Here is an 11591-nt window from a genome sequence, read left to right as displayed (position 1 = left end):
TGCCATCGTGATGTCGCCGACACTCCCAAAACCAGTCGTTTTGCCCCTAATTTTTCATTCATCAATAACTTTATTTCCGCAATTTTCACAGATGGCGTGGCGTTCAAAGCGATCCATGTTGGCCAGAAAGGGGCCTGCGGCCCAGCCGGTAATGAAGTCTTTGATAAATGCAGTGCGCTTTTGCTCTGGTTTCACCTCTTTTCCATAGGATTTGTCGACCAGCACCACGACATGGTTGGTTTCGCGCTGACAACTCGGGCAGACGCGTTGTTCGGTGGATGAAAGCAAGGGGGGACTCCTTGTCCAGAAGAGTGGGCAGCAGGTTGTTCGCCGCAGATATATACCGTCCCCATTTGATTCCTTTGCAGGCGGCTCGTCAATCACGGCAGAGGTGGATTTTGCGCCATCTCCTATGAAGAGGGGCGAGCCAACAAACGTGATCGTGAGGGGCCAGTCGGCCTAATGCCGATCAGTTAAGGATTCATTGACCAATCCTTCTGATGTGTGAAAATCCGAAACCTGTTGATTGGTTTCGGATTTTTTATGCGTATCGCTCAAGCTCTCGACTTCCTCCACACCAGTAAGGCCGCTCAGTTTGAGTCACTCTCAGACCTCATTCCCAACAAGCTCATCACCACTCTGCTCGACGAAGAGGGCGTTGCTACCCTGCGCCGTCGCCGTATGCCCATGGAGCGGCTGGATCTGGCCCGCATCGCGCAGGATGCGCCCGAGCAAGTGTGGTTTTGCGGGCCGGAGGGGATGGCAGATGCCCTGACCCGGCTGTTGCCGGACGGGCATCTGCATCGCGAGCTGTTTCGCTTTCGTTGAGCGCAGTTATTGGGTGCTGGCTGGCAACTGCTTGAGGGCGGCTTGTACCGCCGCCTCCAGCTGCGGGTCGCGTCCGGCCACCATGTCAGCCGGAGTGAGGGGCACCTGCAGGTCCGGGATCAGCTCCTGATTCTCGTAGAAGGTACCGTCCGGTTTGCGCAGCCCCAGGGTCGGAATGCCGTAGGAGAGTCCCGGGATTAGCCTAGAGTCATGGTTGTAGACCATGGTGCCGGTGCCAGGCACCGGATCGCCGACGATGGGGCCGACCTTGAGGGCGCGGTAGTACTCGGGGAAGGCGGAGCCCTCCGAGTAGCTGGCGGCGTTGACCAGCACCACAGAAGGCTTGGTCCACTGGCGAGTGGCGGCGTCGGTTTCACCCTTGCCCTGACGGGGCCAGCTGCTGGCCATCCCCTTGGCGCTGCCGCTGCCGGTCAGAAACTCCACCAGGGTATTGGCGAGATAGCCGCCGCTGTTGAAGCGGACATCGACAATCAGCGCATCGCGATTGCGCTGTCTGCCGAGGGCATCCGCCACCACTGCATCGTAGACCTCGCTATTCATTGCCGGCAGATAGACATAGCCGACCCGTCCTCCGCTCAGGCTGGCCACCAGCTCCCGCCGTTTCTCAATCCAGCGATCCTGTTGCAGCTGGTACTCCTGCTGCTTGTCGATGGCGGTGATCACCACCTCGTCAGTTTGCTTGTTGCCCTCCTGCTGGAAGGTGAGGGCAAGCCGGGCGCCAGCCTGATGGTTGAGGGCTTGATCCAGCTCGGCCAGATTGGCAATCGGGACGCCGTTGATGGCGAGCAGGCGGGCGCCCGGGGCGATATCGCTCTCCTGAGCCAGCGGGCCGCCAGAGAGCAGGGCGGTGAGCTCGACCCCTTGCTCGCCATCCTGCCAGTAGCCACCCAGGCTGGCGGTCTCGTCCGCCATGCGTGGGAAGGGGGCGGGGCCGCTGCCCCAGGTGTGGGAGACATTGAGCTCGCCAGCCAGCTCCGCCAACAGGTTGCCAAAGTCCCGCGGGTTGCCGATGCCCGGCAGCAGGCGGCGGTAAGTGGCGACATAGCTATCCCAGTTCACCCCGTTCATGTCGTCCAGATAGAACTCGTCCCGGGTGAGCCGGGCGATCTGATCGAAGGCGGCAGTCATGCGTGCCTGCCAGCGGCTGGTGGGTTGCAAGGCGAAGGGGGCGCTGGTGGCTTCGCCGGAGTCGAGGTGGATCCGGGTGATCTCCCCATCCCGCACCAGGGTAGCCAGGGTGCCCTGCTGGTTGAGGCTTGCCAGCGCTGGGCCGGGCTGCTCGCCAAACAGTTCGCTGGTTTTGCCCTTGCGCAGATCCTGGCTGTAGCCCTTGATCTCGCTCTCGCTGTTGACCCCCATCTCTTCCACCAGATAGATCACTTGGTCGCCGATGATGCGGCTGGCGAGCAGGGTACCGGTGGGTTGCAGCAGCAGCGCTTCGCGATGGTTGAGACGATCGCTCTCAAAGCCGTATCCCCCTTTCGGCGGCTCCAGCTCGGCAATCGCATCGGCTCTGGCGGCGCGGCTGCTGTAAATGCCGAGCAGGTTGGTGACGAGGGGCTCGCCATCGGGCCCCAGTGCGCCAAACCGGGTCGATTGCCAGTAGAGGATGGCGCCATCCTGACTCCAGCCCGGTTGCCCATCCTGATAGCCGTTGAGGCTGACATTGACCGGTTTGGCCTTGGGATTGGCCATGTCGATCACCGCGATCTCCTGCTCTGCCGCATCGGGGCGGAAGGTGAGCGCCAGATGGCGGGAGTCGGGGGCAAAGGCGAGATGCACCTCGTGGCGCGACGGGTTGAAGCTGGCAGGCACCAGCTCCCGCTGCTTGTTGCTCGCCAGATCCAGCAGGTGGATTGCCTGGCCATCCACCACGAAGGCGAGCTGTTTGCCATCGGGGGAGAGTACCGGACGGCTGATTCCTTTGTCGGGAATCGCCAGCAGCAGGCTCTCGGTCAGGGTGCCGGGATCGCTGAACAGCAGATCCGGATCCCCCTTGCGTAGGCGATAGAGGGCGGCGTGCCCCTGCTGCTCCGACAGATAGATGAGGGCGCGCCCCTGCTCGGCAAAGAGAGGGCTGGATTGCTCGCTCGGATCGCGGGTCAGCTGACGCACCCGCTCCCGCTCGGGGTCGACGGCAAACAGGTTGCCCTCGCTCACCAGGATCAGCTCATCCGCCTCTTCGCTGACCAGCGCTTCGTCTGCTAGGGTCAGGGCCTCGCTCGCCTCATCCGGCGTGCTTGCCACTTGCGGGGTGAGGGTCAGCTTGCGTGACTCGCTGCTACCGGCATCGAGGCGATAGAGTTCACCGAGCCATGACCAGACCAGATCGCCATTGCGAGAGGCGCTGAGCCCCCGCACCGGATGGCCCTGATAGTGGGTCAGCTGTTGCTCCTTGCCGCTGGCGAGATCCCGGCGCCAGACGTTGAAATCGCCGCTGCGCTCGCTCAGGTAAAAGAGGGTATCTCCCTTGTCGCTCCAGACCGGATCGGTGGCCGCCACCCGATCTTCGGTCAGCTGCTTGTGCTGCTTGCCATCAAACAACCAGAGACGGGGCACCGCGAACGAGTGCTGATGCTTGCGAAAGGGTTGATCCGCCGCGGGCATCTGGTAGACGAGCCGCTCCCCGTGGGGACGTGCGAGGGTCGCAGGCAGCGGCAGATTGGCCTGCAAGGTGCCGCCGGTGATCGGGGTCCAGTAGAGCTCGCCCCATTGGTAGCCTTCCGCGACAAAATGGTCGGCCTCGGGGGAACCCGGCCGCTGGCTGCTCAGCAGCAGTCGTTTGCCATCGGCGCTGAAGGCTTGCGGCAGATCGGTGCGCGAATCGCGTGTGAGGCGCACCATCTCGCCGCCGCTGGCAGGCACCACGAACACATCTTCGTTGCCGTAGAGATTGGCGGCAAAGGCGAGCTGTTTGCCATCCGGCGACCAGATTGGCCGCTGGCTCAGGTAGTCGCTGCCAGTGAGCGCCGTGGCGGGGCCACCCTCGGCACTGGCGACAAAAATGCGCCCCTGCCAGGTGAAGGCAAGCTGCTTGCCATCGGGGGAGAGGGCGGGCTCGCGCAGCCAGAGTGCATCGGCGGCGACACTGGCGGGCAGCCAGAGCAGAAGTGGCGAGAACAGCAGGGTGGCGAGGCGGCACGAAGAGCGCATTGCATGATCCTGTCGGGGAGTGGAGTGTTATCTTCGCCGATCATTGCCCCGGGTGCCAGCGCGATAATTTTTGGTATCTTGTTGTTTTAACTGTTAATTACCAATGCAAAATGACAGCGTTCAAGGAAGATGGCCTTGCTGCGGCAAGATATGTTTTGCCGGGCATATTGAGTATTGATGGCGATCCAATATCATGGCGCTCGCTCGCCGCTCGGCGGGCATCGTTCAGATGATCTGGTAACAAGAAAAGCCCGCACCAGAGGCTTGTCGAGGGATGGAATGAGAGCCGTATTACTGTGTTTGTTGGGGCTTTGGCCCGCATTGAGTTTTGCCTTTACCGAAAAAGCCGATTTGGTGGTGGTCAAGAAGTCGACCTATAGCCTGACCCTGATGAAGGATGGCAAGGAACTGAAGCGCTACTGGATTGCTCTGGGCCCGGCGCCCAAGGGGCACAAGCAGCAGGAAGGGGATCAGCGTACGCCGGAAGGGCGCTACACCCTCGACTACAAGAAGACCAATTCCGGCTACTACAAAGCCATCCATATCAACTATCCGAACCTGGATGACATCAAGCGCGCCAATGAGCTGGGTGTTCGTCCGGGTGGCATGATCATGATCCACGGCCAGCGCAACAGCATTGGCAACCGCAGGGTTCAGCCTTCCAACTGGACCAATGGCTGCATCGCCATGCTCAATCACGAGCTGGATGAAGTGTGGGACGCCGTTGACCCGGGCACGCCCATCGTCATCGAGCCCTGATCCCCTTGTGCACGCCCGCGACTCCGCGGGCGTTTTATTTCCCGCCAGTGATGACGTGACAGCGCTTGCTGTCCCGTGCTAGTTTTTTCGGCTCGCTTTGGCTGTGACAAGGAAGATCACATGATGTCAGTAACGAGCGTGCCCGAGCGAACGGGGATGCTCTGGTGGCGTGCCACACTGGATATGCTCCCGCTCTCCATTTCGGTGATCCCCTGGGGGATCCTGTGTGGCGCTTTGGCGTTGCAGGCAGGGCTGAGTCCGCTTCAGGCTCAGCTGATGTCGTTGCTGGTCTACGCCGGAGCCGCCCAGCTCTCGGCCACGACCCTGTTCGGGGCGGGCACGCCCCTGCTGCCCATCATGGGCTCAACCATGGTGATCACTTCCCAGCATCTGCTATACGGCTTCACCTTCCGCCGTGACGTATTGCCGCTCTCCCTGCGCTGGCGGGCCAGCCTTGCTTTTTTCCTGACTGATGAGATGTTCGCTGTGGCGCTGAAAGACCGGGAGCGCAGCGGCCACTTTGATCCGGCCTACGCGCTCATCGCGGGATTCGTCTTCTATCTGTTCTGGAATCTGGCGACCCTGCTCGGCATCGCGGCCGGCCAGTACATCGATGGACTGGACAGCATGGGGCTGGATTTTGCCATCGCGGCTACCTTCATCGCCATGACCATTCCCGCCATGAAAAACTTGCCCATGGTGGCGGCCACTCTGGTGAGCGGCGGCACAGCGTTGCTTACCAAGCCGCTGCTGGCGGAGATCCACATCATCGTCTCGGCTCTGGCTGGCATGGTGGTGGGCTATGTGCTGCACCGGATGAGGAGGTAGCGTGAGCTGGCTGATGATTGGCCTGCTGGCCCTGATCACCTTTTTCAACCGCTTCGCCTTCTTTTCTCGGTTGACCCGATATCAGCCGGGTGCCGAGATGGGGGCGTTTCTCGGCTTCTCGGCCCAGTCGGTGCTGACTGCCATCTGGTTGCCCATCGTCTTTAGCTACGAGCCGGGGATAGGTCTTGACTGGGATCCTGACTACCTGACCGCCACCCTGTGGGTGATGCTCTTGACCCTGTTGCGGCTGCCGACTCTGGTTGTGGTGGTGGGTGGAATGGGGGGCTTCTTCCTGCTGCGCTGGCTGGGAGGCATAGCCGAGCTCTTGCCTTGGTGAAGCGCGAGCCGTGATCTTGTGTAATGGATGTCATTATTAGACATCCGTCATGTCATGAATGTCACTTCAAAAAAAGCCTGCAAATGGTGAGGATATGGGTTCTATCCGTGGAGGAGTGTCCCATGTCTTTGATCGAAACCTGTCAGCGCATCGTGCGCGATCCCCATCTCTCCGCTGCCCAGAAGAGCCACGCGCTGGCGCTGGCCGCCGAGAATGCGTTGCCCTACCCCGACCTGCCTGCCGCAGTCGCCGAGGCGATGGAGCAGGGATTTATCTGCGACATGTTCGAAGGGCACGCCCCCTACAAGCCGCGTTATGTGCTGCCGGACTATGAAAAATTCCTGAGTCAGGGCTCTTCCTGGCTGGAGCTGGCGGCGCCGCAGGATTTCGACGAGGCGCTCAACGCCCTGCGCATCCTCTATCACCATGTCCCCTCAGTCACAGGCATGCCGGTCTGGCTGGGGCGGCTCGACCACCTGCTGCTGCCCTTCGTCGGCGAACTGGATGACGAGACCCTCTATCGCAAGCTGAAGGGGTTCTGGGTCTATCTGGATCGGGTGCTGCCGGACGCCTTCATGCACGTCAACATCGGGCCGGATGACAACCGCATCTGCCGTCTGATCCTGCGCATCGACAACGAGCTCAAGCAGGTGGCGCCGAACCTCACCTTTTTCCACGATCCGGAGCAGACTCCCGACGATCTGCTGCTGCTGGCGGTGAAGAATATCGCCGAGTGCAGCAAGCCGCACATCGCCAACTACCCTATCCATCGCGATACCTTTGACCAGCGTGGTTTTGGCATAGTCAGCTGCTACAACGCCCTGCCGCAGGCGGGTGGCGCCAATACCCTGGTGCGCATCTCCCTCAAGCGGGTCGCCGAGCAGTGTCAGGGGATCGATGACTTCCTCGGTTGCCTGCTGCCCCATTACTGCCGCTTGGCCTCTCAGCTGATCGAAGCGCGGGCCGCCTTCCTCCACGATGAGTCCGGTTTCTTCGACAGCTTTCTGGTGAAAGAGGGGCTGCTGGATGAGGATCGCTTTGTCCCCATGTTCGGCATCTACGGCATGGCGGAAGCGGTCAATATCCTGATGGATAAAGAGAATCTGCCGGATCGTTACGGCCATGGCGAGGAGGCGAACCAGCTTGGCTATCGCATCTCGGCTCAGCTCTCGGAATATGTCACTGCGACGCCGCAAACCCATGCCTGGGGTGGTCGTGCGCTGCTGCACTCGCAAGGTGGCCTCAGCATCGATGTGGCTGTCACCCCCGGGGTGCGCATTCCCTACGGGCAGGAGCCGAATCCCGCCAGTCATGTGCTGGCGCTGGCGCCGCACCACACTTATTACCATTCGGGGATCAGCGAGATCCTGACCCTGGATCCCACCATCCGTCAGAATCCGCAGGCGCTGTTGCAGCTCTGCAAAGGGGCGCTCGCCATCGGCATGCGCGAGTTCACCGCCAACGTGGCCGACAGCGATCTGGTGCGGGTGACCGGCTACATGATCCGCAAGAGCGACGTGGCCCGCTTCGCAGAGGAGGGGTCACGCTTGCAGACCACCTGTCTCGGTGCCGAGGCGAGTGAAGTGACCGCCATTCGTCAGCGGGCTCCGCGAGTGGTCGCCCACGAATCGACTATCGGCGAGTATTGAGTTCGCACCGATGGCTGATGTCTTGCCAACACGCAGCGCCCTGGTAAGCAGGGTGCTGCCGTTCTCCTGTGTCGACGGGCCGGGCAACCGGCTGGTGCTGTTTCTGCAAGGGTGCAACTTTCGCTGCCCCGGCTGCCACAATCCGCACACCATCGGGCTGTGCGACGATTGTGGCGACTGCCTTGCGGTCTGTCCGAGCGGCGCCCTCACCCTTGCCGAGGGGGCCCTTGGCAAACGCAGCGTGCGCTGGCAGGCGGCGCGCTGTACCGATTGCGACGCCTGTCTGGATGTCTGTCCGCGCAGTGCCAATCCCAAGACCACAACCATGACGGTGGACGAGGTGCTGGCCCTGTTGCGCCGCTACGGCCCAATGCTGAGCGGAATTACCGTCTCCGGTGGTGAGGCGACCACCCGGCTCCCCTTCGTGGTTGCGCTGTTTGCCGCCATCAAGGGCGCGCCGGATCTGGCCCATCTCACTTGCCTGCTCGACAGCAACGGCTCGCTGGCCGAAACCGGCTGGCAGCGGCTATTGCCGGTGCTCGATGGCGCCATGCTCGATCTCAAGGGATGGCGTGACTCGGTGCATCACACCCTGACCGGCTATGGCCGCGAGCGAGTGCTGGCATCGCTGCAACTGCTGGCAAGCCACGGCAAGCTGGCCGAGTTGCGGCTGCTCCATGTGCCGGGCAAGAGTGATTTTCTGGATGCAAGTGGTGAGCTTGACGCGGATCTCGCCGCCTTCTTGCAGCAGCTTGGGCTTGTGCCCATTCGCCTCAACGGCTTTCGCCACCACGGGGTGCGGGGGGAGGCGGCGCAATGGCCAGAGGCTCACCAAACCGAGCTGGAACAGCTGGCCAGCCGTTTGCGTGCAGCGGGATTGGGGCCGGTCTCACTGCCTGCCTTGATGGGCTGAGTGGTTGCGTCATCCGGTGACCGTCATGGTGTGAGGTGTGGCATGGAAAGGCCGCAACTGTGATTTCTGTCTATTGGAGGGGGCGAGAACGGCGGCTAGAATAATGGCCATCTTCTTACCCCTCAATGACAGATAATCATGAGTGAAAGCAAGGCGTTATATCGGGTTCAGTTTATTTGCCACAGCGAGCGCTATGAAGTCTATGTGCGCGAAGTCAATCAGGGCCAGCTGTTCGGTTTTATCGAGATCGCCGATTTTGTCTGGGATAACCATACGGCGCTTATCGTCGATCCCAGTCACGAGAAGCTCAAGAGTGAATTTGCCGATGTGCGCCAGACCCTTATTCCCATGCATCAGGTGCTGCGCATCGATCAGGTGAAAAAGCAGGGGGCTGCCCGCATCACGGATCTGGGCAGCAACGTCGCCTCCTTCCCCAGCCCCATCTATACCAAACGTCCCTAGTCCCTACTTGCCGTTGATGTTTCGCCGCGGTGAAACATCAATCTCTGCTCGTTGTCATCCGGCTCAGGGCTCAATCAATTCGCGACCCAGTTGCAGGATCCGCTGGCGGAACCAGTGACGGGCCGAGCCATCACCGGCCGGGCCATACCAGACCAGACTGTGACTCACCTTGCCGTAATCGAACGGTGCCGGACGCATCACCAGATCCGGCTGACTGGCCATGCAGGCCGCCCAGCCACCGATGGCGGTGAGGATCAGATCAGTCTGGGGCAGCAGAGCCGCCGCGCTGGCAAAATCGGGCAGGGTAGCGCCAATCTGGCGACGCACCTGCTGCTGGGCCAGGCTCTGTTCGAAGAAGGGGTTGGCCAGCTCCTGATCCCGGATGGCGATATGGCGCCAGCTCAGGTAGGCATCGAGATCCCAGGGTTTGGCCAGCGCGGGGTGGTCTTTGCGCAGCAGGCAGACTAGTTTTTCTTCCCGCAGGGTCTCCCACACCAGCCCGGGCTGGCGCGGCAACGGCTGGCTCTGGTCATGGGGCAGGATCACGAAGTCGAGTTTGCCCGCTGCCAGCGCCTCCAGCCCCTGCTCATCCTTGTTCCAGATCTCCGGCACCATGCCCGGCACCTCTTTCATCAGCTGACCCAGAATGGGGCCCACCGGCCAGGTCATCACGCTCTCGCGCAATCCCAGCCGCAATGTGCCCTGCCACTGCTGCGGGTTGAAGGCGTTCTGGCGAGTGAGGCCGTTCAGCTCCCCCAACAGCCTGTGCAGGGTGGGCGCCAGTCGCTCGGCCATGGGGGTGAGCAACAGCTGGTTTCCCTGACGGTAGAGCAGTTGATCCCCCAGCAGATCCCGCAGCTGGTTGAGGGTTTTGCTGACGGTGGAAGGTGTGGTGCAGAGCCGCTCGGCGGTGCGGGTGACGCTCTGGTTGTCGAGCAACAGGTGCAGGGTGACCAGATGGCGACCTCCCAGCCTAGAGAGAGCGATCAGATCCATAGTGGCTCCTGAAATTGATGAAGATAAACAGGCTTGGAATCAGAAAGATTCAACGTGACCTGCTGGCATTCTCTCACAGCAGGGGGAGGGTGAGCAGACCCCTCAAGAGGTGACTGCGAACGCAACAGACAAAAAAAGCCCCGCCAAAGCGGGGCTGATGCAGATTAGCCCTTGAGCACCGCGGCCATGGCGTCAGCCACATAGTCGACGTTGCGGCTGTTGAGGCCCGCCACGCACATGCGACCGGATCGCACCAGATAGACGGCGAACTCCTCGCGCAGTCTGTCCACCTGCTCCGGGGTGAAGCCGGTGTAGCTGAACATGCCGCGCTGGTTGATGAAGTAGCTGAAATCGCGGCCCGGCACCTTGGCGCTCAGCACCTCGAACAACTTCTGGCGCATCGCCTTGATGCGGGTGCGCATCTCGGTCACTTCATCGACCCACATGGCGTGCAGCTCCGGCTGGCTCATCACCGCCGCAGTGATCTGGCCGCCATGGGTGGGAGGGCTAGAGTAGTTGCGGCGCACGGTGGCCTTCATCTGGCCCAGTACGCGGCTTGCCTCTTCGGCATCCTGACAGATGACCGACAGGCCGCCGCAGCGCTCGCCGTAGAAGGAGAGGTTCTTGGAAAACGAGTTGCTGACGAAGAAGCTGACACCGGCGGCCACCATGGCGCGGATGGCGTAGGCATCCTCTTCCAGCCCGTCACCGAAGCCCTGGTAGGCGATGTCCATAAAGGGGATCAGGTTCTTCTCGACCACCAGCGCGATCACCCGATCCCACTGGGCGCGGGAGAGATCCACCCCGGTCGGGTTGTGGCAGCAGGGGTGCAGCAGCACGATGCTCTTGGCCGGCAGAGTGCTCAGGCAGTCGATCATGGCATCGAACTGCACGCCGCCAGTGGCCGCATCGTAGTAGGGGTAGTCATGCACCTTAATGCCGGCCCCCTCGAACATCGCCTTGTGGTTGTCCCAAGTCGGGTTGCTGACCCACACCTCGGAGGTCGGGAAGTAGCGCTTGAGCAGATCGGCCCCGATCTTCAGCGCGCCGGAGCCGCCGATGGTCTGGATGGTGGCGATACGTCCCGCCTTGACCGCTTCATGGTCGGCACCCAACAGCAGGTGTTGCACTGCGGTGCGGTAGTTGGCGGCGCCTTCCATCGGCTGGTAGGGGCGCGGGGCCGGGGCGGCGGCGCGCTCGGCTTCGGCCTGCTGCACCGACGGCAGCAGCGGAATACGCCCCTGCTCGTCGTAATAGAGGCCGATCCCCAGGTTCACCTTCTGCTCGTGGGTGTCTTTGTGGAAGGTCTCGACTAGCGTCAGGATGGGGTCGCCAGCATAGGCATCGACGTGTTCAAACATGGGGGATCCTTGAAATTGACTGTCCAGTAAAACCGGCGGTCAGCCGGGCTGGACATCATGGCGCAATCCCCATTTTGCCTCAAGCAGTTCGCGTGTTGTGGTGCATGTGCAGACGGTGCCCAGTTCATTGGGGCCAGTGGCGCAATGAAATTGTGATGTCTGGAGTGGGAGTTAAGTGACACCCTCTTATTTTGATTGTAAAGTGTACGCAATATTATTGAATTATGTAGCTAATAACTTGCATTTATTTGGTATGTAATACTGCTCTCGAGGTTGGAATGAAG

At 61.3% G+C, this 11591-nt stretch carries 10 protein-coding genes and 2 pseudogenes; 8 read left to right on the top strand and 4 right to left on the bottom strand.

What is annotated here, in order from left to right:
• Positions 1-54: 54 nt before the first annotated feature.
• Positions 55-288, bottom strand: coding sequence for a hypothetical protein (locus OKC43_RS12800; protein WP_101530980.1), 234 nt, complete (start codon positions 286-288; stop codon positions 55-57).
• Between the two features lie 255 nt (positions 289-543).
• Here OKC43_RS12800 and OKC43_RS12795 point away from each other — a divergent pair.
• Together OKC43_RS12795 and OKC43_RS21700 are read left to right on the top strand one after the other, a co-directional pair.
• A pseudogene (locus OKC43_RS12795) lies at positions 544-699 on the top strand (transposase domain-containing protein); the annotation flags it as partial.
• Positions 694-828, top strand: a pseudogene (locus tag OKC43_RS21700) (flavodoxin reductase); the annotation flags it as partial. The pseudogenes OKC43_RS12795 and OKC43_RS21700, both read left to right, overlap by 6 nt.
• A 6-nt stretch (positions 829-834) precedes the next feature.
• Here OKC43_RS21700 and OKC43_RS12790 read toward each other — a convergent pair.
• Positions 835-4002, bottom strand: a complete 3168-nt coding sequence (locus OKC43_RS12790) for a S41 family peptidase (RefSeq protein WP_236271959.1) — start codon at positions 4000-4002, stop codon at positions 835-837.
• A gap of 279 nt (positions 4003-4281) precedes the next feature.
• Here OKC43_RS12790 and OKC43_RS12785 point away from each other — a divergent pair, with 279 nt between their 5' ends.
• The 6 genes from OKC43_RS12785 to OKC43_RS12760 all read left to right on the top strand — a co-directional run bounded on the left by OKC43_RS12785 (position 4282) and on the right by OKC43_RS12760 (position 8950).
• Positions 4282-4761, top strand: coding sequence for a L,D-transpeptidase family protein (locus tag OKC43_RS12785; RefSeq protein WP_047434434.1), 480 nt, complete (start codon positions 4282-4284; stop codon positions 4759-4761).
• A 120-nt stretch (positions 4762-4881) separates the two neighbouring features.
• Positions 4882-5589, top strand: coding sequence for an AzlC family ABC transporter permease (locus OKC43_RS12780; protein WP_005348822.1), 708 nt, complete (start codon positions 4882-4884; stop codon positions 5587-5589).
• A gap of 1 nt (position 5590) precedes the next feature.
• Entirely contained in the window at positions 5591-5926 is a 336-nt protein-coding gene (locus tag OKC43_RS12775) for an AzlD domain-containing protein (RefSeq protein ID WP_005340292.1), read from the top strand.
• A gap of 122 nt (positions 5927-6048) precedes the next feature.
• Positions 6049-7575: a YjjI family glycine radical enzyme gene (locus OKC43_RS12770; RefSeq protein WP_236271958.1), complete on the top strand. Its 1527-nt coding sequence runs from the start codon at positions 6049-6051 to the stop codon at positions 7573-7575.
• Positions 7576-7585: 10 nt separating this feature from the next.
• Positions 7586-8488, top strand: a complete 903-nt coding sequence (locus OKC43_RS12765; RefSeq protein ID WP_236271957.1) for a YjjW family glycine radical enzyme activase — start codon at positions 7586-7588, stop codon at positions 8486-8488.
• Positions 8489-8626: 138 nt separating this feature from the next.
• A complete protein-coding gene (locus OKC43_RS12760; RefSeq protein WP_005340296.1) occupies positions 8627-8950 on the top strand; it encodes a DUF1820 family protein in 324 nt (107 codons plus the stop codon).
• Positions 8951-9013: 63 nt separating this feature from the next.
• On the opposite strand, the gene OKC43_RS12755 is transcribed toward OKC43_RS12760, so the two are convergent.
• Both OKC43_RS12755 and OKC43_RS12750 read right to left on the bottom strand, forming a co-directional pair.
• Positions 9014-9946 (bottom strand): LysR family transcriptional regulator, encoded by a 933-nt coding sequence (locus OKC43_RS12755; RefSeq protein WP_100646832.1) that lies wholly within the window; start codon positions 9944-9946, stop codon positions 9014-9016.
• Between the two features lie 164 nt (positions 9947-10110).
• On the bottom strand, positions 10111-11307 hold the full coding sequence (locus tag OKC43_RS12750) for an amino acid aminotransferase (RefSeq protein WP_236271956.1): 1197 nt from the start codon (positions 11305-11307) through the stop codon (positions 10111-10113).
• Positions 11308-11591: the final 284 nt, after the last annotated feature.

The sequence above is a fragment of the Aeromonas sp. Y289-2 genome, assembly GCF_027705925.1.
GTDB lineage: Bacteria > Pseudomonadota > Gammaproteobacteria > Enterobacterales > Aeromonadaceae > Aeromonas > Aeromonas veronii.
This window is presented reverse-complemented; position numbering and strand designations above follow the sequence as displayed.